At 50.0% G+C, this 25,783-nt stretch carries 21 protein-coding genes and 2 pseudogenes; 11 read left to right on the top strand and 12 right to left on the bottom strand.

The genetic code is table 11. From position 1 onward, the window contains the following. Positions 1-27 precede the first annotated feature (27 nt). Genes D888_RS0117840 through D888_RS0117830 form a run of 3 tightly spaced genes read left to right on the top strand, consistent with a single transcriptional unit; the run spans position 28 to position 2,170 of the window. The gene (locus tag D888_RS0117840) at positions 28-1,185 is read left to right on the top strand and encodes an ABC transporter permease (RefSeq protein ID WP_020677939.1); all 1,158 of its coding nucleotides are present in this window, start codon (positions 28-30) and stop codon (positions 1,183-1,185) included. 22 nt (positions 1,186-1,207) lie between these two features. Then, positions 1,208-1,915, top strand: coding sequence for an ABC transporter ATP-binding protein (locus D888_RS0117835; RefSeq protein ID WP_020677938.1), 708 nt, complete (start codon positions 1,208-1,210; stop codon positions 1,913-1,915). Between the two features lie 9 nt (positions 1,916-1,924). Next, positions 1,925-2,170 carry a double zinc ribbon domain-containing protein gene (locus tag D888_RS0117830; protein WP_020677937.1) on the top strand — a complete coding sequence of 82 codons (246 nt, stop codon included), beginning with the start codon at positions 1,925-1,927 and terminating at the stop codon, positions 2,168-2,170. A 928-nt stretch (positions 2,171-3,098) separates the two neighbouring features. Here the strand turns inward: D888_RS0117830 and D888_RS0117820 are convergent. The 6 genes from D888_RS0117820 to D888_RS0117795 form a co-directional block, all read right to left on the bottom strand. Beyond that, positions 3,099-4,211 carry an IS110 family RNA-guided transposase gene (locus D888_RS0117820; RefSeq protein ID WP_020677936.1) on the bottom strand — a complete coding sequence of 371 codons (1,113 nt, stop codon included), beginning with the start codon at positions 4,209-4,211 and terminating at the stop codon, positions 3,099-3,101. A gap of 483 nt (positions 4,212-4,694) precedes the next feature. Then, complete coding sequence (locus tag D888_RS0117815) at positions 4,695-5,774, bottom strand: IS5 family transposase (RefSeq protein ID WP_020676404.1); 1,080 nt, start codon at positions 5,772-5,774, stop codon at positions 4,695-4,697. A gap of 383 nt (positions 5,775-6,157) precedes the next feature. Further along, positions 6,158-6,790: a Fic family protein gene (locus D888_RS22280; protein ID WP_020677935.1), complete on the bottom strand. Its 633-nt coding sequence runs from the start codon at positions 6,788-6,790 to the stop codon at positions 6,158-6,160. A 225-nt stretch (positions 6,791-7,015) separates the two neighbouring features. Next, positions 7,016-8,269, bottom strand: coding sequence for a type II toxin-antitoxin system HipA family toxin (locus D888_RS0117805; RefSeq protein WP_020677934.1), 1,254 nt, complete (start codon positions 8,267-8,269; stop codon positions 7,016-7,018). Beyond that, positions 8,250-8,603 carry a helix-turn-helix domain-containing protein gene (locus D888_RS22275; RefSeq protein ID WP_026362475.1) on the bottom strand — a complete coding sequence of 118 codons (354 nt, stop codon included), beginning with the start codon at positions 8,601-8,603 and terminating at the stop codon, positions 8,250-8,252. The genes D888_RS0117805 and D888_RS22275 overlap by 20 nt, the downstream gene beginning before the upstream one ends. A 114-nt stretch (positions 8,604-8,717) precedes the next feature. Then, on the bottom strand, positions 8,718-9,164 hold the full coding sequence (locus D888_RS0117795) for a helix-turn-helix domain-containing protein (RefSeq protein ID WP_020677932.1): 447 nt from the start codon (positions 9,162-9,164) through the stop codon (positions 8,718-8,720). A 62-nt stretch (positions 9,165-9,226) separates the two neighbouring features. On the opposite strand from D888_RS0117795, the pseudogene D888_RS24825 reads away from it, so the two are divergent. The 6 genes and pseudogenes from D888_RS24825 to D888_RS0117765 form a co-directional block, all read left to right on the top strand. Further along, positions 9,227-9,349: pseudogene (locus tag D888_RS24825) on the top strand (ATP-binding protein); the annotation flags it as partial. A gap of 12 nt (positions 9,350-9,361) precedes the next feature. Then, positions 9,362-9,694: a magnesium chelatase subunit ChlI family protein gene (locus tag D888_RS22270; protein WP_156827049.1), complete on the top strand. Its 333-nt coding sequence runs from the start codon at positions 9,362-9,364 to the stop codon at positions 9,692-9,694. Between the two features lie 223 nt (positions 9,695-9,917). Continuing rightward, on the top strand, positions 9,918-10,850 hold the full coding sequence (locus tag D888_RS0117785) for an Abi family protein (protein WP_020677930.1): 933 nt from the start codon (positions 9,918-9,920) through the stop codon (positions 10,848-10,850). A gap of 6 nt (positions 10,851-10,856) precedes the next feature. Next, the gene (locus D888_RS0117780; RefSeq protein WP_156827048.1) at positions 10,857-11,117 is read left to right on the top strand and encodes a hypothetical protein; all 261 of its coding nucleotides are present in this window, start codon (positions 10,857-10,859) and stop codon (positions 11,115-11,117) included. Next, entirely contained in the window at positions 11,110-12,087 is a 978-nt protein-coding gene (locus D888_RS0117775; RefSeq protein WP_020677928.1) for a virulence RhuM family protein/type II toxin-antitoxin system death-on-curing family toxin, read from the top strand. The genes D888_RS0117780 and D888_RS0117775 overlap by 8 nt, the downstream gene beginning before the upstream one ends. 165 nt (positions 12,088-12,252) lie before the next feature. Further along, positions 12,253-12,645 carry a hypothetical protein gene (locus tag D888_RS0117765; RefSeq protein ID WP_020677926.1) on the top strand — a complete coding sequence of 131 codons (393 nt, stop codon included), beginning with the start codon at positions 12,253-12,255 and terminating at the stop codon, positions 12,643-12,645. Positions 12,646-12,647: 2 nt separating this feature from the next. Here D888_RS0117765 and D888_RS0117760 read toward each other — a convergent pair whose 3' ends face one another. Further along, a complete protein-coding gene (locus tag D888_RS0117760) occupies positions 12,648-13,124 on the bottom strand; it encodes a helix-turn-helix domain-containing protein (protein ID WP_020677925.1) in 477 nt (158 codons plus the stop codon). A gap of 14 nt (positions 13,125-13,138) precedes the next feature. Between D888_RS0117760 and D888_RS24820 the strand changes: the two are divergent. Together D888_RS24820 and D888_RS22265 are read left to right on the top strand one after the other, a co-directional pair. Beyond that, a pseudogene (locus D888_RS24820) lies at positions 13,139-13,261 on the top strand (ATP-binding protein); the annotation flags it as partial. Between the two features lie 12 nt (positions 13,262-13,273). Further along, positions 13,274-13,606, top strand: a complete 333-nt coding sequence (locus tag D888_RS22265) for a magnesium chelatase subunit ChlI family protein (RefSeq protein WP_020677924.1) — start codon at positions 13,274-13,276, stop codon at positions 13,604-13,606. A gap of 367 nt (positions 13,607-13,973) precedes the next feature. Here the strand turns inward: D888_RS22265 and D888_RS23410 are convergent, their stop codons facing one another. From D888_RS23410 to folE2, 5 genes are all read right to left on the bottom strand, one after another. Further along, positions 13,974-18,050: an ABC transporter substrate-binding protein gene (locus D888_RS23410; RefSeq protein ID WP_020677923.1), complete on the bottom strand. Its 4,077-nt coding sequence runs from the start codon at positions 18,048-18,050 to the stop codon at positions 13,974-13,976. 393 nt (positions 18,051-18,443) lie between these two features. Continuing rightward, positions 18,444-19,343: a GGDEF domain-containing protein gene (locus D888_RS22255; RefSeq protein WP_020677922.1), complete on the bottom strand. Its 900-nt coding sequence runs from the start codon at positions 19,341-19,343 to the stop codon at positions 18,444-18,446. Positions 19,344-19,595: 252 nt separating this feature from the next. After that, positions 19,596-22,844, bottom strand: coding sequence for an ATP-binding protein (locus D888_RS23405; protein ID WP_169513299.1), 3,249 nt, complete (start codon positions 22,842-22,844; stop codon positions 19,596-19,598). Between the two features lie 535 nt (positions 22,845-23,379). Then, positions 23,380-23,997: a TetR/AcrR family transcriptional regulator gene (locus D888_RS0117735; protein ID WP_020677920.1), complete on the bottom strand. Its 618-nt coding sequence runs from the start codon at positions 23,995-23,997 to the stop codon at positions 23,380-23,382. Positions 23,998-24,409: 412 nt separating this feature from the next. Beyond that, a complete protein-coding gene (gene folE2 / locus D888_RS0117730) occupies positions 24,410-25,204 on the bottom strand; it encodes a GTP cyclohydrolase FolE2 (RefSeq protein ID WP_020677919.1) in 795 nt (264 codons plus the stop codon). Between the last annotated feature and the right edge of the window lie 579 nt (positions 25,205-25,783).

The following is a 25,783-nucleotide window of genomic DNA, read 5'->3' as shown; positions in this document are numbered from 1 at the left end:
TTCTGCTGAAGCCTGCGAGGGATTGCAATGAAGCTTGAGAACATCGCTATTAATAATCTGTGCCGCCGTAAAAGCCGCTTAGCTTTTCTGGTGGCTGGCCTGCTGATCGGTGTTGCGACAGTCGTCACCATGATCTCACTGTCAACGACTTTGACAGAAGATGTTCAGATCAAAATGGAAAATTACGGAGCAAATATTATCATCACCCCGCACACTGATGATATCGCTCTCAGCTATGGCGGAATAAATTTGGGAGGTGTCTCTCTCGATTCCCAGGAGATCCGGCAGGCCGACCTGGTCAAAATCAACAGCATTCGCAATAAAGGCAATATCGCTGCGATTGCGCCCAAGGTTCTTGGGGCTATAGAGGTTAATGGCCAGCGGGTGATGTTGATGGGAGTGGACCCCGCCATTGAATTTAAACTCAAGAAATGGTGGACGGTTAATGGCCAGGCCCTAAGAACGAACCATGAGCTGGTTGCAGGCGCGACAGTCGCCCAAAAACTTGGCCTCAAAATTGACGATCAGGTTGAAATGGGAGGCGAGATGTTTACCCTGACCGGGATTTTGGCGAACAGCGGTTCACAGGACGATCAGATCCTGATCTCTGAACTGGCAACGGCTCAACGGTTACTGGGCAAGCAGGGGACAGTATCTCTGGTTGAAGTTGCAGCGCTCTGCGCGGATTGTCCGGTTTCAGACATGGTTACCCAGATTGGTGAAGTGCTACCGGGGGTCGACGTCAGTGCTATCCAGCAGGTTGTAAAAACACGCATGCGTGCGTTGAATCAATTCCGGAATTTTTCTCTGGCTGTTGCTGCGGTTGTCCTATTGGTCGGTGGTCTGGTTGTTTTTGTGACAATGATGGGCTCTGTCAATGAACGCACGCGAGAAATTGGTATTTTTCGCGCATTAGGGTTCAGACGCTTGCATATCATGCGCTTGATTCTTTTCGAATCGACAGTCGTGAGCCTGGTCGCTGGGACATTGGGCTTCGTGTTCGGCATGGCGGGAACCTATTTGATCCTGCCGTTGATGACGGAGAATGAAGTCAGTCTGCATTGGGACCCTTTGCTTGGTGGCGGGGCAGTCGTTCTTGCCTTACTGGTAGGGACCTCTGCTTCATTTTATCCGGCACTTAAGGCCAGTCGTCTCGATCCGACCGAAGCCCTACGCGCTCTTTAAACACCAAAAAAGGATACTGGACATGCCCTTTGTTAATTTGAAAAAACTTGAAAAAAGATTTGAGAGCAACGTTGATTGCGTTATCGCCCTGAATAAGCTGGAACTGGCGGTTGAGGAAGGTTGTTTCCTTGGTATTATGGGCCCTTCAGGCTCGGGGAAGAGCACCCTGCTTTCGATTTTGGGGGGGCTCTGCCATCCGACCTCAGGCAAGGTTTTGGTCGACGATATTGACGTTTACGGCCTGGGCTCAGAACAGCGTGCTGATTTTCGACGCGAATACCTTGGGTTTGTCTTTCAATCCTTCAATCTCATCCCTTACCTGACCGCCCTTGAAAACGTTATGCTGCCGTTAGCGGTGAAAAAGTTATCTACGCCTGAAAAAAACCGTATGGCCAACGAGGTGCTGATACGTGTCGGCCTTGGTCATCGGATCGGGCATCTTCCCAGTCAGCTTTCTGGTGGCGAACAGGAACGAGTCGCGATCGCACGCGCCCTGGTGAATGCCCCACCTTTGATCTTGGCTGACGAACCGACTGGCAGCCTGGATAGTGCAACCAGTGAAGAGATTATGTCACTTTTTCTGCAGTTGAATGCGGAAGGACAAACCATCATCATGGTGACTCACAATGATGAGAATCGAGCCTACTTTGACCGGACAGTTGTTCTGCGAGATGGCCGCATTGAATCAGACAGCGCACGAACCCCAAAAGTGGTATCGCAAGTCTGTTAGGAGTAACTGATGATTATTCTGCTGTTAATTATTCTGGCCTTTTTACTGCTTAAAATTCAGGACGAACTGCATTCCCCTGAGATTATTGAGTCAGTGACAGCAGCATGCCCCAGTTGCGCTAAAGAGGTTGAACTCGACTGGATGGTCTGCCCCCATTGCCTGCAAAGGTTGCGTGAAAACTGCCCATCCTGTCATCAGCGCAAATTTATCAGCCACAGTTTCTGCACCGCTTGTGGCAGTAACTCCGTTGGGTAGTTCAATGAAAAAGCGTTATTACATTCTGTGGCTGATCGCGGCGACTGGGTTGAGCATTATCTGTTACAACTACTGGAGTTTTTCCTGTGGCCGGTGCACTGTTGCATCTCTGCTTACCATCAGTTTTCCCGCCGGGATTCTGATCGGAATAAATCTAGTAGCGGTCGCGATCCTTCTCTATCTTAGGAAGCGACCTCGCAGGAGCAACCATCGCTCCCAATGTATCTGTGGAGTCCATCTTAGCCAAGACTGGCAGTTCTGTCCCTGCTGCGGTCATATCCAGTCAGAAACATACTGAATAAAGTTTGCATGTGTTCTCGGATCAGTGATGTCTATAATGTCATTTTAATTCTGATGATCCGGGAGGCACGACATGGGTTTTATTCTTTTTCTGCTTATCAGTCCGATCAATGCCCTCGCAAGCCAAGTCGTTGATGTCAACCAACTCGTCTGAAATCTTCTGCAATCAAGGACATCCGCGACCATTCGTGGCAGAGGGGTTACGGAATACTTCGACCGTCTGATAAGTTGCCCCATCCGATTTTGACCGCATCACAGAGGTAAATTTTAGATTCTTACAGACCCTGATATGGCTGACAGTTGTCAATAGACGAAATGTTCCCTGCCCAACTGGTTTTCAGCGGTTCTCTTTGGACGTTAATTCCAGAACACTATCAGGGGGCGGAACCCGTTTGACGACGGTTGATCGCTCTGATATTCGCGGGTTGGTTACCGCCAGACTTGGCTTCGTCGCGGAGCTGCTCTCTCTGCAAATCGGGAGTTCGACTTGGAGTCTTATCCAACAGGGTCACCGAGGATTCTCCTGACCGTGGTTGCGCCACCTGAGACTGTTCTGGATAATAGATCTTCTTATAGGCTCTCTCCCGATTGACTTTTAAGTGCTGTGGTCCTGTTTCTTTAAAATCCGTTACACCCTTGAACCTTGAACTTCCTGGGCGATTGCCCACATAAACGCACAGAGCTCTCTGGCAATGGCCGTTACAACCAACTGGTGGGACTTGCCTTTTGCGATAAATCGTTTGTAACGGGCACATAATCGAAGTTGTGCTTTCCAGGAGATCGCACACACTTCTTGTGACATCCCTTCTTGCCGGATCAGAAGTTTTCGACTTACCCGGGCCGGTAGCCGATAAGCCCAAGCCGCCTCAACGAGGACGCGGCGCACATGGCCATTCCCTGTTTTTGTAATAGAGCCTCGCCTGGTCGACCGGCCACTTGAGTGCTCTGATGGAACCAAACCGAGATAAGACATTAGTTCGGTAGGGCCTTCAAAACGGGTTAAATCACCGATCTCCGCAATTGTGGTGGTTGCGACAATCAAAGAGACTCCTCGCAAGGTTTGTAAGGCCTGGATGACTGGAAACAAGCGCCACTGAGTCGACAACATCTGAATTTGCTCAGTCAAACGGTCAACCCGACTTGTACATTCCGCAAGAGTGTCAAGAGATTCCTGAAGAACGATCTGTTGCGCCGGATGAGGCATCTTGAGGATGGATATCCAGCGAAAGTGAGCGCGACTCCATGGCGATTTCCCCGAGTAACGGTGCCCATGGCGGAGCAGGAAGGCTAGAATAAGCTGCTTTGCCTTGCGCTCCAAAGCCTTGGCATCTTCCCGCGCACGGGTTAAATCACGCATAGCCTCATCTTCGATACAAGGAACATAGACTGCGGTCAATTCGCCGGCTCGATGCAGACGGGCCAGCATCTGAGCGTCACGGCGATCATTTTTAATGCGGTTGCCGCTCTGTCTGGGAATCTTTGATGGAGCCACCACGACACAGTCGTAACCCTGCGCTGTGAGATGACGGTATACATCATAACCACATGGCCCGGCTTCATAGACAAAACGCAGGTCGCATCCCTTTGAAACCAACTTCCGGACGACCTTGTCGAGGGCGTCCAGGGTTCCCTCAATGCCGCCGTAACTGCGAACCTCACCGTCACGGCCTGCCTCGGCGATAGCAATTTCAATAGACAATTTGTGGACGTCAAGACCGACAAACATGCTAGACTTTTTCATGACCTGCCTCCTTGGTTTTGGCTCTGTGTTGGACTTCCTAGCGGAAAACCCAACATAACCCACGTTTGCAAGGGGCAGGTCTCTTTTTGTCTTTAGCTGTCAGCCATTATGTCTGCAAAACAAGAACGGCCAACCCCATTTTTGTGGTTGGCCGTTTCGGTGTCTGACTATACGGAGGGCCGAATTAATCCCCCATTTTTATCCCAATCAATTCCGAACGCAGAGATCGCATAATCTGAGAATTTTCCCCCTTGCCTGCTTAACCACAATAAGACAAGGCGTCACCACTTAGCCCTAATATGGGAGCTCTTTGTCTTACTAGCAGGCCGTTGAAAAACTAGCCGGGATTTTTCCTCTTCTCTCCCGAAAGCTTTTTTTGATCTTTGACAATCTGTGTTTCGTTAATTCCTGGCTGAATGTCCTTGTTTTGAAGTCAGATGGCTTCGTTTTCTGCCATTATTCGACGGTTTTCGCCTTTTCTGGCTATGTTGCCCAGATCAGATTTCGCATTCGGATCAAATTGTAAGCGGTCATGGCAAATTCAAACATCCAGCCAACCAGATCAAGACCTCGATGGCGCGTCTTACGCAAATATCCTATGGTTTTGAGCCAACCGAAGATCTCTTCGACTCGCTTACGGATTCTCTGGCTGACCCGGTAGCCTTCATGGCGAGTGGTTCGTCCATCGATAGCTGTTCCCTTATCTTTCTGAGCCACATGAGGCGTTGCCAAAAACTCTCGCAGGCCATCGACAAAAGCCGGGACATCGTAGCCTTTGTCTCCGCCTACCGTGATCTGGTTGGTTCCCGGCAGGTTTTCGACCATTTCCAGAGCGGCATCCCATTCAGCGGTGCCGTTAGCCAGGGTCAGACGACTGTCGACCACCAAGCCGTTGCGGTTCTCCATAAGGGCGTGCCCCATGTAGCAGAGCTTCGCTTCCTTGCCTTTGCCCTTTTTGAGGAGCCGAGCATCCGGGTCGGTTGTGGACTGATGGGTGTCGTTTTTGCGTTTCTGCCCTTTAAAATCAACATCGGGGTTACGGCCACCCGCCGCTGGTGGGTCTTGGTCCTGATCATCCTTGGGCCGAAAACTTTTCATCGAGGCCCAGGCTTCGATGAGGGTCCCATCCACAGTAAAGTGATCCTTCGACATCAGTCCAGCCCGCTCGGCAAGTCCCTTGGTCGCCTGGAAGAACGCTGTCGCCACCTCGAATTGCATCAGGCGCTCCCGGTTTTTGGAGAAGGTGGAATGATTCCAGACCTTGTCATCCATGGACAGTCCGACGAACCAACGAAACAGCAGGTTGTAATCCAGTTGCTCGACCAACATTCGCTCGCTGCGGATGGAGTAGAGCACTTGCAGCAAAGAGGCCCGTAAGAGTTGCTCCGGCGGAATCGATGGCCGACCGGTATGCGAATACATCTCCCGAAACAAGGGGGCCAGATCATTCAATGCGTTATCGACCATGATCCGGATTGGACGCAGAGGGTGATCTTTGGGAACCCGTGCTTCCGGGGAGACATAACTGAACATGGCTTGCTGGTTTTGGTCTTCGCCGCGCATAACGGTTTCTCCTGCAATATCTGATAGTTATGCGCAAAATTATAACAAAATTAACCCTCTGATTCTAGCAAAATCAAGGGTTTAGCCCATTTGTTTTTCAACAACCTGCTAGGAAGAATACGCACTGGACGGCTTTTGTTGCCAAGGCGGCCAACATCGTATGAGTGAGACCCTTGCACTGGGGACCAGTTGTTGAGAACTGCATTTCGAAAAGTGGTTATTTCGGTCGGTCTATCGAAATTATCTTCTGAACACGGTCATTCAGAAAGCGATTAATCTTCTCACTGTTGCGCTGACAGGGTTTGTGGCGACCGCTTAACCAGTCGGACAATTGTTCTGGATCTCGCCTCATTACCGACTGCGCCCTATTGCCAGTATGACTATCAAATGGCGTCTGACTGCATCGAACTGGCAATGAACTCCGCAAAAGGTTGAATTTCCCCCCGCGAACTCGCCGCCTCAAGAGCTGCCATATAGTTCGCTCGTTTTTCTATTCGGATAACCGTCCACGGGTACCCTCCAGAAGCCAGCATGGCATTCATCAGGAACCGGCCCAGTCGACCATTGCCGTCAAAGTACGGGTGGATGTACACGAACAGAAAATGCCCCAGTACAGCCCGAACGGTTGTATTGGGTTCATCCTCCAGCAGGTCGCACAGTTCCGGCATCATGTCACGAACAGCATCCTGTGAGGGGGGAACATGGGTCGCCCCCCTGATAAACACTTTGTCTGTCCGGTAGCCGGCCAGATCGGACGGTTTCAGGAAACCAACATCAACATTGGGTGAGAATAGATTGCGATACCATGAAGCATGATCCCGGCGGAACGCTTCGCCGGGGTTCACCCCTGTTAGAATGCTTCTGATCGTGGCCTTAACCTCATTGTGAGCGAGCCAGTAACCATGCGCCGCCATGGCGTTCTTCATTTGCGCGTCAGAGTCATTACTATCTGGATTCCAGTCACCGGTTGCGACCTTTTGAATGAGTTCCGGTGTGACATGTTGATCGGCATCCAAATTTGACCCGGCATCGGCATGCTGGGTCCGAGGGGGGGCAACGATTTAACTCTTTGTTAATACGTCAGAAGTCAGAAGTTAAGTGGGTCAATGTTCAACGCCGAGTTCATCTCTAAGAGGGTCAAATTTGGATGCCGACTGATACATTGGCAGCAGGACCCGAAACGTTGCCCTATCCTGTATCTGCCGCAGCGGAACCTCGTAGCGGGCGAGAACCCCAGCCCTTTATTTTTTACCAGCGGCCATAAACAAGTGCGCAGCCTCCAGACAGTCCTGCCGGGATAGACCATGGTTTCGGGCGCGACGCTCCCAATCCGAAACGATCTCAATCACCTTTTCGATGATGGCCTTGGCGCGCTTTCTGTCTAGCCGATAATAGCCAGCCGTTGCTAAAACAACGCTCAGGTCAGGCAGGCGGTTCTCGATGTCCAGAGCCAGGGCATGCTCCTCCTTTTTGAAAGAAGGATTCATGTCGTAGGCCGGTGCCAACCACCAGCCTGCAGGTGAACGCATGAAGCCGTGATTCCGCAGATGGTCGTCGCGGTTGGCGGTGGCGACATTGAACACCACCCGCGTGAACAATTCTTCAAGATCGGCGGACAGAAGGTCGGGCTCACCGAAGGTCGCCATAAATTCTGCCAGTTCCAGGTAGCTGGCATCATCCGTATCGACGTGCTTCAGCAGCGTCATGGCCGAGGCAAAGAAGCGTCGGCTCTCTCTCGCGCGATCAAAACGCTTGACGAGAAAAGTGTGGTAACCGTCGCCGAGCTGCATGAGCTGGGATTCCGGGACGGAGATCCCGCAGTCGCGGGCGAGATCGTGCAGGACCTTCTCCCAGACTGCGACATCGTAGTCGTCATCCGCCGAAGGGAATTTGGCGATCCAGAGGTGCCCCTGATCATCGATAAGGTTCGCCTTCGGACGTGCACCGCCAAGCGAAGCTCCCGGTGCGACAAGGACTTTCAGCCATTCTTTGATTTTGTCAGGACTGGCCAGCTTCTTACGGGTCAATTCCAAGGCAATGGCCTGTAATTCAGCAATCTTGGTGATGGGAGGGGCGGACAGGGCTTCGTCAGCGAGAAAAACATTGTGGTCCGGCAGGCTGTAGCGTAAGGCCCCCATACGGGTGCAGTCCTGAACACCAAGCAGAAACTCCCAAGGGCCAAGGGTTCGGGACGAGCGTTTTTCATCTCTGGCCTCAATAGCCTCCCGGCGCTTCATCAGCAGTTGGCCCCAGCGATCAGGGCAGGAATCCATGAAGACCCCGAAGTTTGAGCCATTAGGATAAAACTCGCCTGGCAGCAAATCCAGCTCAGGATCGAGCGGGAAGACATGGGCGTGTGTGAGCCAGTCAGGATCATAAGCAAAACTGACGCTGCCGCGATCCCCTTGCGACAGGGTGCCGATCTTCTGCAGGGGGCCGAAAGCAGGATCGTCCAGCCAGACCCACAACTGTCTTCTATTTTTTCCCTTGGCCATGAACGTCTTCCTGCGGAAGTTTTTTCTTGCGAGGTGCTCTTTGTCTGTGCGGGAGAGCCTCGTCTTGCAGCCTGCGGCCCAAAACATCTTCATTGGCAATTTGCGCCAGGTCAGCCAGCAGGCCAAGAACACGTAGCACCTGCACATAGTGGCCAAAAGCAACCGATGGATCCCCTTTTTCAATCTTGGAGAGTGTCGGCCGGGAGATATCGGCTCTGGCGCAAACGACCTCCATGGAGAAACGCCTGCGCAGACGCGCATCCTTCAGTCTGAGACCCAGAGACTCGACTTCCTTCAGGGATCCAGGATAAATATGGAGAGTCTTTTTTGCCATAATGGTAAATATAATTACCAAATATGGCTAAATTAGTCAATCTTATTTACTGTTTTGCTTTTGACGTGAATTAATCAACTCATGATTTGATTTAATTATATGCGCCTATTCGACTCAGACATTTCTTGTCGGCTGAACCCTACAGGAGTTCTCTGCACCGTTTGCCAAAAAGATCTCAATTTCTTCCCGGTTCCGCCGACAGGGTTCATGCCGTCCGCTTAACCAGTCAGCTAGCTGTTCGGGATCTCGTCCCATCTCGACACCAAGCTGTTCCAAGGTCAGGCCGTTGATCAGCTTGTACCAAGACAACTTTTCCAGCAGATTGTCAGGTTGGGGGATGGGGTTGCGGCCAAGGAACGCAATAACCCGGGGTATAAATCGCAGATCAACCGATCCTCTGTTCTCCCAGTTCCAGACCGTTGAAGTGGTCACGTCAAGCTTGGCAGCGACATCTTTCTGGTACAATCCAAGCTCAATTCTACGTCGCCGCAGGTGATCGCCAAGGGTGATTGGTTCGCGGGTGAATTCTTCAAGTGGCTGAATTGTAAGCGGTATTTCCATTTTTCCTGCAGTTTGATCAAGCTTTAAATTGTTGGTAAAGGGGTCCACATCCCTGTAAGTGCGGATTCCTCGGTGATTTCAATAACTTATGTACTTGCGCACCACATGATATCCAACGTTATCGGCAGCGGCTTTCCGGTCCATTACTGGATAGAATCGACCTGCATATCGAGGTTCCACGTGTGCCTCATAAGGATTTGGCTGATCCAGTGGATGGCGAATCTTCTGCGACCATTCGTGTCCGGGTGGAAAAGGCCCGGGTCATCCAGCGGGAACGTCTCGCGTCTTATGGCCTGCATGCAAATTCTGCGATGGCCGCTAGGCATATCCGCAAATTCTGCCCTCTCAATGAGGCAGGGCAAAAATTGCTGGAGATGGTGGTCGATAAACTCGGTATGTCGGCTCGTAGTTACAGTCGGATTCTCAAGGTGGCACGAACTATTGCTGATCTCGCAGGAGAAGAGAATATAGGCCAGATGCATCTCGCTGAGGCGATTCAGTATCGGGGGTTGGATCGCAAGTTGGGGTGAGGGTGGAAAATTGCGAGCTTGGATTTGCTGGCCAATCTGTCAGCTTCACTGTACAATCACGGGGAAATCCGACTTGTTTTCAAGCACCTCAGTCCATGAGTACAAAAATGTTTGCATCCCTTTCTACAAGTGAGTATAGTTTACCCAATACACCTGCCATGCCTCTGGCCGTTCGCGGTTATGCACACTTTGGCGGGTTTTTTATTGCCCAGAGGATTCGGGCGTGAATCAGTTCAATAAACTTCCTCTCTCCATTGATGGGCAGCTAGAACTCTGGCAAGCGCGTGGGCTGACTATTTCCAATGCCGAACGTGCCAAGCGCTATCTCTCGGTTATCAGTTATTATCGCCTGAGCGCTTACAGTCTGCCGTTCCAAAAAGCAGAGGAGGGCCATGCTTTTCGGCGGGATGTCTCATTTGACGATATTCTCTCCCTCTATGTTTTCGACCGTGAACTGAGGTTACTTCTTCTTGATGCCATTGAGCGGATTGAAGTAGCTTTTCGCGCCCGAATGACCCAGGTGCTCGGTGAACATCACGGCTCGCATGCTTACTCCAGATCTGAAATCTTTGACGACCGCTATGATCATGACTGGCTTTTGCGTCAGGTTCGTGGCAAATGCCAGAGCCGTCAGGCGGAACCATTTATCCAGCATTATCGGAAGAAATACCGGGATCCCGAGCTGCCGCCTGTTTGGATGGTTATGGAGGTTCTGACTTTCAAGGAAATTTCGTTCCTTTTTGCGCATCTGCGTTACAAAGATGACAAACAGGCGGTTGCCGATTTCTGGAACCTGCCTATTCCCGTTGCGCAATCCTGGTTTCGAGCAATGTCTGATTTGCGCAATACCTGCGCACACCATGCCCGCACCTGGAACCGCGAGTTTGGTAGTCGGCCCGTCATTCCCAAAAGGACTCTGAAGCTATGGCCCAACCTGTCGCCTTTGCCCAGAACCGGGATCGATCCAACAAAACGGCTCTATTATCTGCTGGTAGTAACAGAATATCTGTTACGCAGAATAAATTCTGGATCAAGTTGGAACCGGCGGCTGTTTGAATTGCTCGAGCAGCATCCCAAAGTCAGTCGGGAACATATGGGGATGCCTGAGAACTGGTTTGGCGAGTCATTCTGGTACCTTGGAGATAACGGGCAATGATTTGGCGTGCAAGCACATATCCGGCAGGTGGCTGATGGGATGGTATCCTTTGTTAACCACCGTTATGAACGCTTCCCCGGATCAGCTGAAGACGAGTTCGCTTTGGGCTGCCAGCTCAATGATGCTTTGCGAAAGTGCGGCGGCGACAAAGACTATTTCTACCCACAGAGAAAATGGCGTGATTCCCTCCTGACGTTGTTGCTACAGCATGAAGGGTCAAAAGTGGTGAACCTGGCTGATTTCAGACAAGGGCGAAAGAATGGCTGACAAGGTCGTCATCTATCAATCCGCAGATGGCAAGGCTACTCTCGAAGTGCGGCTGGAGCAGGAATCTGTTTGGTTGAGCTTGAATCAGGTTACTGAGCTGTTTGGGCGCGATAAATCTGTTATCTCGCGGCATATCAATAACCTGTTTCGTGAGGGAGAACTGGTGCGAGATTCAGTTGTTGCAAAAATTGCAACAACTGCCGTAGATGGCAAGACCTACCAGGTCGACTTTTTCAATCTCGATGTGATTATTTCTGTTGGCTACCGAGTTAAATCTCTGCAGGGCACAAGGTTCCGTCAGTGGGCCACCAGAGTTCTGCATGATCATTTGGCTCAGGGCTATACGCTCAACCAGCAGAGGCTTGAAGAAAAGTCAGAAAAACTTGCTGAAATGCAGCAGGCAATGAATCTGCTCACACGGACTCTGGATCGCCAGCAATTGGTTAATGATTTGGGTAAAGAGGTGTTGCAGGTTATCACTGACTACGCCTATGCACTCGATCTGCTCGACCGTTACGATCACGGTACCCTGGCGATTGAAGGGACCAGCGGCGACGCTGATTTTGTCCTCGATTACGAAAATGCTAGTCGCATAGTCCAGTCGATGAAAAGTCATTTCGATGGACTGTTCGGTATCGAAAAGGATCAGGGTTTTAAAAGCGCCCTTGGTACCATCTATCAGACCTTTGACGGCAAAGAGCTCTACCCCAGCGCCGAAGAAAAAGCTGCTAATCTGCTCTACTTCATCGTCAAAAACCACGCCTTCAGCGACGGCAACAAACGCATCGCCGCCGCCATCTTCATCTATTTCTTAAGTGCCAACAGCATCCTTTACCGCGAAGACGGCAGCAAACGCCTGGCCGACAACGCCCTAGTTGCCCTGACCCTGCTGATCGCCGAAAGCAAGCCGGAAGAGAAAGAGACGATTGTGAAGGTGATTGTGAATTTGATTAACCGGCGCAACGCATAATATCCTCTGGTGGAAAGTTCGGTCGGCTTTTAAAAAACTCACCCTGAGTTAGGCATGCGAGGGGCCTTTTCCCCCGATGACGAGCTCGAACAGGTTCCCAATATTGAAGTCCGGGAACCTGAGTATGGCAAAGGTAACGGGCGCTACCGTAATCCTGAGGGTTGAATGATTCTGAAGTCCTTTTTAGTTTGGTTTCTGATCGCGGTAGCGGAAACGCTGCACGGCATCATACGGGCCAAATATCTCAATCCACGTCTTGGCGACCGGCGTGCCCGGCAGTTTACTGTCATTACCGGCACAATCATCATCCAGCTGGTCGGCTGGTTTACCATTCCCTGGATCAATCCGCAGAGCGGGCAAGAGAGCATTGTTGTTGGGTTGATCTGGTTGGTCGCAATGCTGACTTTTGACATCGGATTCGGGCGTCTTTATCTGCGCCTTTCCTGGAAGCGAATCTGGTCTGATTTCGACATTTTTCAAGGAGGTTACTTGGGATTTGGCATGGCCGCGTTGCTGATGACTCCTTGGATTGTCGCTCTGATACGCGGAATAATCTGAATTCAAGGGCCGTGATCGTTATTTACCTGGGCGCGCAAAAATGCTTCCATTTCTTCCCGATTCCGCCGACACGGGTGATGTCGACCTGCCAACCAGTCCGCCAGCTGCTCCGGATCTCGCCCCATCTCGACACCAAGCTGTTCGAAGGTCAGACCGTTGATCTGTTTGTACCAGGCCAGTTTCTCCAGCAGATTGTCAGGGCGGGGGATAGGGTTGTAACCGAGAAACTGGATTAATTTTGGCACATATCTCAACTCAACAGTCCAGTCATGCTCCCAGTTCCAGATGGTTGAAGTCGTCACTCCAATCTGAACCGCGACATCTTTCTGGTACAGTCCAAGTTCAATTCTGCGTCGTCGCAAGTGGTCACCGAGGGTGACTGGTTCGCGGGTAAATTCTTCAGGTGGCTGGATTATCAGTGGAATTTTGATTTTCCCGGCTGTTTGATCAAACCTAAAATTGTTGGTAAAGGGGTCCACATCCCTGTAAGTGCGGATTCCTCGGTGATTTCAGTAACTTATGCACTTGCTCGCCACATGATATCCAACGTTATCGGCAGCGATTATCCGGTCCATTACTGGATAGAATCGACCTGCATATCGAGGTTCCACGGGTCCCTCATAAGGATTTGGCTGATCCGGTGGATGGTGAATCTTCTGCGACCATCCGTGCCAGGGTGGAGCAGGCCCGCGCCATCCAGCGGGAACGTCTTGGGTCTTATGGCCTGCATGCGAATTCTGCCATGGCTGCTCGTCATATCCGCAAATTCTGCCCTCTTGATGAGGCAGGGCAAAAACTGCTGGAGATGGTGGTCGATAAACTCGGAATGTCGGCGCGTAGTTACAGTCGGATTCTCAAGGTGGCACGGACCATTGCTGATCTTGCAGGAGAAGAGAATATCGGCCAGATGCATCTGGCTGAGGCGATTCAGTATCGGGGGCTGGATCGGAAAACCTTTTGAGACTCAAAACTTTGCCCTTCATGAATCTGAAGTTACTTTAAAATTTTCCGTCAAAAGTAAACACCTGATTTTTGATAAACAGAATCTGTGTAATTTATCCTTAGGTGAAGCAGGACCAGTGATCTGACCCAACTTATGAGAAAGCCTCGGCCCGCATACACACAAGCCGGTCCACAAAGGTATTGAAACGCCGCAACACTAACGATTTCGCAATGTTGCCCACACTGTGGTAAAACACGAAAAATCCCGTCACCTCAGTAGGTTGCGGGATTTTTCAATTTTTTCAACACCTTTGTGAACCGACTAGCGCATACACAGGCTGAGGCTTATTTTGTTCCATAGGTCGTGATTTATAAGAAGCAGTGGCTCAGTGATGATCTAGCACTTCTCGCACTTTAGATGCTAACACTTCAAGAGAGAAAGGCTTTTGTAGGAAATGTGCCCTATATTCGATGACCCCTTGGCTTGAGATAATATCGGCAGTGTAGCCGGACAGGAAAAGAACCTTCATGTCAGGTCGAAGGAGCATTAATTTTTCTGACAATTCCTTGCCGTTCATGCGAGGCATGACCATATCGGAAACCAGCAGAGGAATCGGGCCCGGGTGATCCTTGGCGAAAGATTGGGCAAGCTCGGTTGTCACAGCAGCTAGCACCGTGTAGCCGCTCTCTTCGAGCATGGTCGTCACCAGTGATAGAAGCATCTCGTCATCTTCAACGAGCAGAATTGTTTCAGTGCCGCAAAGAAGTGGTTTTTTTACTGTCTCCTGTTTCGCTTCACCAGCCTTACTCGCCCGGGGAAGATAGATATTGAATACTGTGCCCAATCCCGCTTCGCTGTAGACGGTGAGAAAACCGTGGTTCTGCTTGACAGCGCCATAAACGCTGGCCAGTCCCAATCCGGTTCCAGAGCCGACCTCTTTGGTGGTGTAGAATGGCTCGAAAATGTGGGCTTGTACCTGTTTATCCATACCGCAGCCATCATCACTCACGGAAAGCAGGACATAATCACCAGGCACAACATCGAAGGGAATAGTGCTAATGGCGCTCTCGTCCAAAGTGTGGTTTTCCGTTTTTATCGATATCTTGCCGACACCGGCGATCGCGTCACGGGCATTGACACACAGGTTTGCCAGAATCTGATCCAGCTGCGATGGATCTACCTCGACCGGCCAGAGGCTGGCCGCGGCGTTCCAGGAGAGTTGAATATTTTCGCCGATGAGACGCTCCAGCATTTTTAGCGTTCCGGCGACCGTCTCATTCAGGTCCAGTACTTTGGGGTCGATGACCTGCTTGCGGGCAAAGGTCAGCAGCTGCCGGGTAAGAGTTGCAGAACGTTGGGCCGCTGTACGGATTTCCTCCAAATCAGAGATGAGAGGGCTTGCGGGGGGCGCTTTTCTGAGGGCCAGTGCTGCGCGGCCGAGGATGACGCCGAGCATGTTGTTGAAATCATGTGCCACGCCCCCCGCCAGTTGACCGATTGATTCGATCTTTTGAGTCTGTCGGAGCTGTTCCTCAAGTTCCCAGTGTTTGGTGATGTCCCGCATGACGCCGACGATACGGATCACCTGGCCCTGTGGGCTGCGGGCTGCTACATGGGCAAGCTCCCGCACCCTCACCCATTCCCCGGATTTACAGCAAAGGCGGTATTCCACATCGTAGTGAGGGTTCTTGTCGGAGATAAACTCGGTATAGGCTTTCTCGAGTGCACTCTGATCATCGGGGTGAACCCTGGCACTATACCACGACAGGAAACAGTCGTAGGAAGGCAGTTCGTCCAGTGTATACCCCAGTATCTCGGCCCAGCGTGGGCTGTGATAGGTGTTTTCGTTCAGTGGCACGGCGTGGTCGAAGATGCCCGCACCGGTTGACTCCAAGGCGATCGACAGTCGTTCTTCGTTGCGCCGCAGGGCCAGTTCGGTGCTCTTGAGCGTGGTGATGTCGCGGGCAACAAAGACCACATGGTTTTCGTCCATAGGGGTGACAGACGCATCGAAATAGACTTTTTCCTTTTGTATCGGGAGGTCATACTGAATGCGGACTGTTTGTCCGGTCGACAAGACCTGATGAATTGTGTCGATAAGAAGGTTGGCCAAATCGACCGGGAAAACCTCCTTCAGGCTTTTTCCGAGAAGCTCTTCCGGTGGTCTATAAAGCAACTTGGGAGAAGTCATAGCAATTTTGCGATATAGGCCTTCCCTGTCCAGAACCAGCACGATATCCTGTATGCAGGAAAACAGCGCCCGCAGTTCGCTCTCGGAGGCGGCTAGGGCTTTTTCTGCCTCCTTCCTCGCGGTGATGTCGTGAACGACTGAGTGAAGGAGGTTTTTACCCTGAACCTCTATATTGCTGCTGAATATCTCCACATCGCGGATTGAGCCGTCAGCCCGCCGATGGTGGAACTCGAAATATTGCTGGTTTCCGGACCTGATGCTTTCTATTGCCTTTTTCGTCTCATCCTGAGACAGGGTGTTGATGTCCCAGATTTGCATCTGCTTAAGCTGTTCCCTTGTCCAGCCGTAATAGTGCGCCGCCGCATTGTTGGCATCAGTGATCGTGCCGGTATCGGGGTCGTGGATGAATTTAACCGCCGAGTGGTCTTCAAACAGCTTGCGGAACAGTTCCTCCCTTTCTTCAATGGCCGCGGTCCGCTTTTTGACCATGGCGGCAAGTCTTCTGTTCCAGAGAAGAATCAGCAGAACAAGAGCCAGGATGACTGCCACAATCCTAAAGGCCCAGGTGTAATCCGGGGTCTTATGATGGATGAGCGGTGCCCATTTGTCATAGATGATGTTCCTGTCACGTGGGGTGAACTGCTCGATCCCTTGCTGGAGAATTCTTTGCAGATCGGGCGAATCGGCAGCCACAGCAAGATGCACGGAATTGCTGAAGGGTACTTCCCCGACCATATGAATCTGCTCATATCCCTTTTGTTGTATAGCCTTGTATGTCGTCAGCGTTTCGCCCATATACGCAAACACGTCGCCGGTCTCGACCCGATTCAACCCCTCCTGGATGTCAGCAACTGGGACGATGCTTATTTGCGGGTAGTGACCTTCTATTGATTTTTTGTGGGTGGAGTCACGCAGCATCGCGATTTTACGCCCGTTGAGCAGAGCAAAGTCACCGATATAAGTTACCTCTGCATCGGCAAAAACACCGGTGGTTAAATCCAAGTACGGCCCGGTATTAAGCAATGGCTGGCCATTTTTTTGTCCGCCGCTGCCTGCGTTGGCAATCAGGTCGATTTCGTCCCTGTTCACCTTGACAACCAATTCCTCGCGGGTTCCCGTCACAAACTCGAAACGGATTCCGAGAAGGCCTTCCAGAGTCTTCATAAAATCGACCACCAGGCCCTGCGGGAGGCCATTTTCGCCGATAAACGCCAGGGGGGCTCCCTGGAGAATGACACCTGCCCGGACGGTAGCATGTTCGGACAGCCAGGCTTGTTCTCTGGCCTTCGGACGAGCGGTTCGGTCCTGGTAGAAAAACCCTTCTGGGATGTCCCGCCGGGCAGCTAAACCGGCATTGGTAAACAGGGTGGCGATGCGCCGGTAGCGCAGGGGGTTGACGTTGCCGAGGGGGATAACCTCTGGGAGGATCATCCGCTCGGTTGCTGCGGCTTCGTGCAGCAGCAAACCCCGGTTTTCGCCCGGGGCGTATTTGGCCAGGATCAGATCGACTATTTCCTCCTGGTGCTCCAGGGCGTATTGCCACCCCTTGAGGGTAGCGCGGATCACTTTTTTTACCCGTTGCGGGTGATTCTGTATCTCGGCCTCGGTGGTAAAAAGATTGTCGCCATAAAAATCGATGCCATAGTTGAGTGGGTTGATAATGGTGAAGTCGACTCCCATCTCTTTCAACTGGTAGGGTTGATCTGTCAGGTAGGCGGAGATGACATCCACATCTCCCCGTGCAAAGCTCTCAAGATCGTACGATTGGGGGACGACAATCACCCGAGATGGGTCTTTGATCGTCTCGATTAATGTGGCGGTGAGCGGCGCATAGTTGAAATCCTCCGGGCTGAACCGCACCTTTTTGCCGATCATTTCATAGGGGCTGACAATCTCGCTTTCCTTTTTGGCGATAAAGATCAGGGGAGAATGCTGGAATATCTGCGCCAGAAGAACGACGGGGTTCCCTTGAGCCCGATACAAAAAGAGACTGGCATCTGCGGTACCGTACTCAGCCCGGCCCTTGATCACATCTTCGACATAGTTTTCTTCTACTGCCCGTGGCCGTAGATTAACCTTGAGTCCCTCCTCCGCGTAAAATCCTTTCTCCTTGGCTGCATAGTAGCCGGCAAACTGAAACTGATGTTTCCATTTCAGTTGGATGGTAATCTCCTCTCCTGGCTGGCCTACCTGTTGTTGCTTAGCCAGAGCAGGGGAAAAGAAAAGTAGGAGCGCTAAAAAAGAAAAGATTAAGTGAATAAACGATTTCAAGATGTTATCACCTCTAACAGATAATCAACTTCGCATGGCACGATAGATTCCTAGATCTGAATCTGCAAATGGTAGTGTACCTTCATGTAGTGGCCCCTTTTGTGGCCATTTCCCCTTACTTATCAAAATGTCTCTATCCAATAACACGCCCAATTCCGTCTCGGCAGTGGTGATATCCGAGACTCTCTAACTCTCCATCAAGACGGTGTAAAAGGTCTTAATAAAAGCGGGAAAATTCAAAGGCTTCGTGCAGAAGGAGCTAATGTTTAGCCGACCAAAGTCTTCCGCTTTAGAATAACTTGTATACCCACTGCAGAAGATCGCCCGAATCTTCAGGCGAAGGGTTTTTTACGCCCCCGGATCAAGTCTTTTCCTACCTATTCACCTCTATCGTCAGTTTCCTGCAAGTCGGACATTCTGTGGGTTTATGTATGGTCCCCTGATAACTTCATGCAAAATGCCGTCTTTTTTTGCAGATTTCACTCGATACATCAGCAAATCAGCCCTTTGGAGAATCTCGTCCCACGAGGAAGTGACCCCATAGTCAGTCACCAGCCCGATACTGAATGTCACCGGCCACCCTTCTTTTTTCATGGCCTCCAGCAAGGCTCTGCGCAATCTTTCAATCACCTTTTGTGATTGTGTTTCGTCAGATTCGGGGCAGACAACTACGAACTCATCTCCTCCTAAACGAGCCACCAAATCAGTGCCTCTGATGAGAGTCGTCATGACATCAACAACCCTGCAGAGTAGACGATCACCAATATTGTGCCCAAGCTGATCGTTGACCATTTTGAAGTTATCGAGATCAAAAAAGGCGACACTGAAAGGACGATGATGACGTTTCGAGGCAAGGAACTGATATTCAGCGACTTCGTCAAGACTACGGCGGTTGAGGGCATGGGTAAGATGGTCCCGCAGGGCTAGCTTATTAACTTCATCAAATTTATGCCAAAGCATCCTGAACAGGAATGTCAGAAAGAGAAAGAACGTCATGTCCAGAGCAAAATCCCATACCATGTTGATAGGGGAAGTTTTTGCCAGAATCGAGGGAAGGTTTATGCCGAAACTGGTCGTACACGAAAGAATGCTTGTCGTAATTCCGGCCCACTTCCCGATAAACCAAGTGGCAAGAAATATCGGTATCACGTAAAAGAGAACGAAGTCGAAATCACCTGTCAAATAGTCAAGATAACCGATACCTGTTCCGAGCAGAGTACTGAGCGTAGCATGGATTGTTTTTGAGCGGTTTTCCAGGAAGTGAAAAAAATTATTATAAGCGAGCTCATACATATTTGAATTCTTTTCGGAAACCTTTGTATTTCGGGGAGTTCATCCCAAAAAGGCATAATAGTTAGTCTACTTAGATTATAGAATTACAATGTAACAGTTACGAAATCAGGGGTAAAGGCAAATCCTCCTCCAGAGTGGCGTCGAAGGCTGCTGGTTTACCCCTGTTTCCCAGTAAAACCAATGTGACATTTATAACAAAATATTCTCTCTCACAAGACTTGATCCACTACCAGTATCTGATCATTTATAGCCTTATCCTTGGTTGTTCAGATGTGGCACAAGCAGGTCTACTACTTTACGTAACAACACCTCGGCGGAAAAAGGTTTTTGCAAAAAGGCTTCGCCAGGCTTCAGAACAAAATCCCGTTGTCCATGGAGTTGGCCATAGCCGGAAAGGTAAAGAACCCTTAGTTCCGGTTGTTGTTCACGCAACCGTTGTGCTAACTCTATCCCGTTGATATCGGGCATGCCGATATCGGTCACCAGCAGATCAAGATTGTCCTCCATCTGCTCGTAAATCGTCATAGCCGCAGAGCCACTTTCGGCTGTGGTTACGGTTAGCCCAGCCTCTTGCAGTATCCTGGAAGTGAGATCAAGCACCTCCGGCAAATCATCTACCAACAACAGGTTGCCTGAGGTTTGAATTAATTCACTGATGACGGTTTTAGTGGAGAACGTCTCATCCATCTCCACCGCTGGAAGTAAAACACTGAAAGTCGTCCCTTGTTTAAGAATGCTTTGAACATCAATGTACCCTCCCGATTGCCGAACGATGCCATGGACGGTAGCCAGCCCCAATCCGGTGCCGCGTCCGATCTCTTTGGTGGTATAAAATGGATCGAAAATTTTAGACAAGGTTTCCGGTGGGATGCCGCACCCATCGTCTTCAATGATGAGGCGGACAAAACTTTTTCCCAAAGCTTCGGGCGGAAGGTCTCGTAGAGATGTCACTATTTCCGCAGGTTCAACGCTCACTCGGATATGCCCATTTTTCTCACCGATTGCGTCACGGGCGTTGACCAAAAGGTTCATCAAAACCTGTTCAACCTGGGAAGGATCAGCCTTGATTAAACAAGCCTCGGTGCCTAGCGTAAATTGAAGATGGATATTTTCGGCCACCAACCGATGGAGGAGTTTTTTGATATCGATTATCAGGATATTGAGATCAATGACCACCGCCTCCAAAACCTGCCGACGACTGAAGGCGAGCAGTTGCCGGATCAGGGCCTCTGCACTCTTGCCTGCTTGGAGAACCAGATTGGCCTTCTGTTGCAGGCGTTCATCATAATCAACCTTTTTTGCTATTAGTGTTGTATAGCCGAGAATAACGGTCAGCAGATTATTGAAATCATGGGCGATGCCGCCGGCAAGTTGACCGATCGCCTCAAATTTTTCTACAACCTTGAGACGCTGTTCGGCTTTTTCACGGGCCTGGTCCATTCGTGCGCTCTGAATAGCCAGGGAAGCAGCCTGGCAAAACATCTCTATATCGTGGATATCCTGATCTGAGAAAGAACCGGAGGGTTTTAACAGGAGCAATCCACCGATAACTTCCTTGCCATTTATTAAGGGTAGACCAAGGATCCCTCCTTTTCCCAGAGGGATATCCTTTCGGTCCAGACAAGTGTGGCAGAGTATTAATTCGGAAATTGTTTGCCGGGTGACCACTGGGGCGAAGAACAGGCAATCCCGCCTAAAGCTGATCCGGTCAGTTCGGCCATCCAGAGCACTGGCAGTTTCAGTGCAAAATAGTTCTGTTGTTTCTTTGCTAGAGGTTGTTCCCTGTCGTGCCAAGATCTGGGCCTCGCCTCCGGGCTCATCAATCAAATAGAGCAGCCCCCAGGACACCTCCGTTGTGGAGGCAACCTCTTTCAGAAAGCCCTGGGCCATTCTGCTCAGGTCACCACTTTGCAGGAAAGCGACAATGGCCCGGGACTGCGACTCGGCAATGAGCCGGTTTTTGGCCTCTTGTTCTTCAAGTCGTTTCAGTTCGGTCTGGTCCTCGATAGATTCGATGACGGCGACCAAGTCCCCTTGAGGATTGCGGATCGGAGCGGCATTAGAAATAAGATAGCGGTCCTGGCCGTTGAGTTGCGCATACCACCCTTCTCCATGGAGTGCGCCTGGGATTTCCTGGTGTGATCTGATGTGTGAAAATTTATTTTCAGAATTCTGCCAATTGTTATCGAGGACCAGATCAGCCAAGCAGGGATGGGATGTGCGGTAAAAGGGTTGCCATTGGTTTTTGGTACCGAGCATCTCACCGGCACTCGTACCGGTCAGAGCCTCCATGGCCTGATTCCAACCCACCACACGGTGCTCGGAGTCGAGAACAAGGAAGGGTATGGCGGCTCCACTCAACAAATTCTCTGCAAGGGTTTTCGCTTCATTCAGGGCTTTTTCCGTATCCTTGCGTTCGGTGATGTCGAGGAATGCACCTACAATTCCAGCAACCTGATTGTCGTTACCACGAAAAAGAGCCTTACTCAGCAGGCCATGATGCACACGCTCGTTGAGCATCACGGGCATTTCTTCGTGAAACGGGACCTGCTTCGTCAGGACTTGCGAATCTTTCTCCACAAAACGTGTGGCGTCGTCATTTGAGAAAAGATCTGTGGACTTTCGCCCGATGATCCACGATTTCTTTTTCCCAACAGCCTTTTCGAAGGCCTCATTGCAATCAAGAAAGTGACCTTCAATATCCTTGGAGAAAACGGGGATGGGGATAGCTTGCAAAAAAGCCTTTTGAAAGTTCAGTTGGGTTAACAGGTTAAGATGTTGCTCTTTCACTTTCTGAAGTAAACCATTGAAAGCTATTTTCAAAGATCCTATTTCATCTTTTGAATTAACAGCTAACAGATCGGGCAACTGCCCATGATCCCGGGCTTTTTCCAGATATTTGACGAAATCCATCAACGGCTGGGTCAAAAGGCGAAGGGAACCCCAAAACACCAGGCCAGAAAGTATAACTGTCAATAATAGGGCAAATAAAAAGTAATGCCGGGCATGTTCAAGGGGGCCATAAAGCTGCTCCCGGCGGTAGTGGGCCGATAAGTGCCAGCCTGTAGTTTTTACCTTGGCATTGGTTTCAATGTATTGCTTTTCCAAGGCAAGAGTACGCTGGGAAGTCTGGCTCCGAGTGTTGTTCCCCTGCCGCATTGGTGGACCGTTACCGGCAATGAAGTGATTGTTTTCGTCGTAAAGGGCAATGCCCCCCTCGTCGCCCAAGTTGATCTCTGACAGATAATCGAAGAATTTACTTTTAGATAAATCCAAACTTCCAACCAGGGCCCCACCATACTTTCCACTGCCCGAAAATAGTGAAGTCTTAAACGTCAGGATCCAATTCCCCTCGGCTGAAGGGAAAAAAGCCATTGAAACTCGGTTTTCCCCTTTATTCAGTGAGCCATTCTGCCGATCAACCCATGAGAGAAAGCCATCTTTCGGTAAAGGCATATTTGGAGGGTTGGATGCCATGACTTTACCAAGGGGGTTGATCAAAACCAGGCCCATATTGAAAGCATGTAGCGCGTCGGGTCGGGTACTGAGATAAGCCCGGACTCCGACCGGATCATTCATCAGGGTTGGAGTGAACTGCGATCCTAAGATCGAGAGCTCAGCCTGGAAAAAGGACAATTTGTTCTGTATCTCGTCGGCCAGAGCTTGTATCAGGGCGTCTTGCTCGGTAAAAATTCTCAGTTCATATTGTTGTTCAAAGTAGTCATAGCAGACATAGGTCAAGAGGGTTAGTGAAACCCCTAGTAATAGACAAATCGTCCCAACTATTTTGGTACGTAAACTTAATGTTTTCATTACGTGGGTTTCCTTTATGTAGGCGCCATTGACTACAAGAATAGGAACGATATTTTAAATGAACATTAAGACTCCAAATATTAGATTAAAATACAGGCAAACTCGACAAATTGGATATAACTTCGAATGCCATCAGAAAACCTGCGGATCTCTATCGGTTGTTCGTGGTGATACCGTCAGAACTGCACTATTGGAAAATTGCGGGATAAGAATTTAAGCCCTTTTATCTGCATATTCTCATCAGATTTGGAGACATTGTGCTCAATTGCAGGAAGATCAAGAGAGTGTCATAACACTGGCGTAGAGTCCTTTCATCTTTTCGAAGTCTGGCAAACATCATCCCTCCTTCCATGGTTAATACAATATGTTCCGCCAAAATATTGGCCGGGATGTCGACTCTTATCTGCCCGGCCTCTTGAGCTGCGACGATAAAATCTTCAAGCATGTCAGCCATATCTGAAAAAAATTGATCAATGAATTTCACATAACGTTGATCACTATCACTCATTTCCAGGGCGGTGTTCCCGAAAATGCACCCTCCAATAAAACCTAAATCCCGGTGATAAGAAACGACTGTATTGAAAAAGTTCAGAAGACAATCTCCGGGTGTAATGCCGCTGAGAGCGATCTTTGAAAACTCCAACCATTTTTCGCGAGACCATTCAAGAACTGCTAGTCCAAGATCGTCTTTACTGAGAAAATGAAAATAAAGACTGCCTTTCTTGACTCCAGTTGCCGCTGTAAGGTCGCTGATGCTTGTTCCGCGGAATCCCTTCTTATGGAAGAGTTTCGCAGCCTCCGTGATAAGAAGCTCCCTGGTTATTTCACCTTTGTTCCCCATAGCTTCTCTCCCACCCTCATTTAAAAACCAACCGTTTGGTAAAAAAATATATCCCAGTGAATTGTGAGTCAACAAATTTCTGCGCTTGTAAGAAATCTACTTCCAGTCGGGTAGATATGCCATTAATTCTTCTTATCCAAATCTATTCCAATAACCGTAATGTCATCTACATTTGGGAATTTTGCGGAAATCTGCAGCCAGTGATCCTGAAGAGCGGCAATCAACCCCGCAAAATCAACTCGATTCCTACTACATGGTCGCTATCTCTCCGAGCGGTTCGATGTTTTCCCAAAAGCGAATCCCCCTGGAGGAATAGTCTCCAAGGGGATTTTAGCTGAAGCAACGCAGATCACCAACAGATTAACCGACCGGTAGGGTTCGCCAAGCGGGGTTTTTCCGTTCCATTATGTCGTCAATTCCGAGACCATTCGATTCGAGCAAAAGCGTTATGATTATGGATGCTTTCCTGATTGATTGCCTTGACCTGAAACCAAGCAACCCGGGTATCTTCCATCAATCGCACGCCCACATTCCGGACGATATCTTCGACAAAGACCGGATTCTCATAAGCCTGCTCGGTCACCGCTTTCTCATCCTCACGCTTGAGTAAGGCATAAACTGGCGCCGAAGCAGATTTTTCGGCGACTTCAATTAGCTCTTCAATCCAGATTAGTTTAGGATTGCCGTTCGCTTTCCGCACTGTTCGAACTTCGATGCTGACATGGCCGCGTTGATTATGGGCACCATATTTAGAAATTGCTTTGCTGCAGGGGCAAAGACTAGTCACTGGGACGTTGACACCCTGAATGTAGTCGTTTCCTTGTGTGTTGGCCTGACCAACAAAGCTACATTCGTATTTCATCAGTCCTGCCGATTTACTAATTGGTGCCAGTTTTTCCAGAAAGTAGGGGAAACGAATTTCTACCCTTGCCGTTTCAGCTTCAAGCCGTTGTTTGAGCGCGGGCAAGAACTTCGCCAAGGTGCTAATGGTCATTTCTTCATGGTATTCGTTGAGTACCTCAAAAAAACGACTCATGTGGGTGCCCTTGAACTGATGAGGCAGATTGACCGTCATCGACATACTGGCAACTGTCTGTTGGCTGCCGTTGGTTTTGTCCAAAACGGTAATTGGATAGCAGATGTCACACACACCAACCTCATCGATCGGGATGTTGCGTTGGTCAGTAGAATTCTGTAGGTCAATCATTGCAAACCCCCAAGCAGAAAAAGGCCGGATGAGACCGGCCGGGGTAACCAAGAAGGCAGACTAACTTGGGACCCGGTTCTATACAACTGATAACTACCAACGCTGGCTAAGATAGGTTCCAATTATTCGGCAAAACAAGAACGGCCAACCCCATTTTTGTGGTTGGCCGTTTCGGTGTCTGACTATACGGAGGGCCGAATTAATCCCCCATTTTTATCCCAATCAATTCTGAACGCAGAGATCGCATAATCTGAGAATTTTCCCTCTTGCCCGCTTAACCACAATAAGACAAGGCGTCACCACTTAGCCCTAATATGGGAGCTCTTTGTCTTACTAGGAAGAAATCGCCTCTGGACGGCTTTTGTTGCCAAGGCGGCCAACATCGTATGAGTGAGACCCTTGCGCTGGGGACCAGTTGTTGAGAACTGCATTTCGAAAAGTGGCTATTTCGGTCGGTCTATCGAAATTATCTTCTGGACACGGTCATTCAGAAAGCGCTTAATCTTTTCACTGTTGCGCTGACAGGGTTTGTGGCGACCGCTTAACCAGTCGGACAATTGTTCTGGATCTCGCCCCATT

Origin of the sequence: Geopsychrobacter electrodiphilus DSM 16401, from assembly GCF_000384395.1 — a bacterium.
GTDB classification, from domain to species: Bacteria; Desulfobacterota; Desulfuromonadia; order Desulfuromonadales; family Geopsychrobacteraceae; genus Geopsychrobacter; species Geopsychrobacter electrodiphilus.
This window is presented reverse-complemented; position numbering and strand designations above follow the sequence as displayed.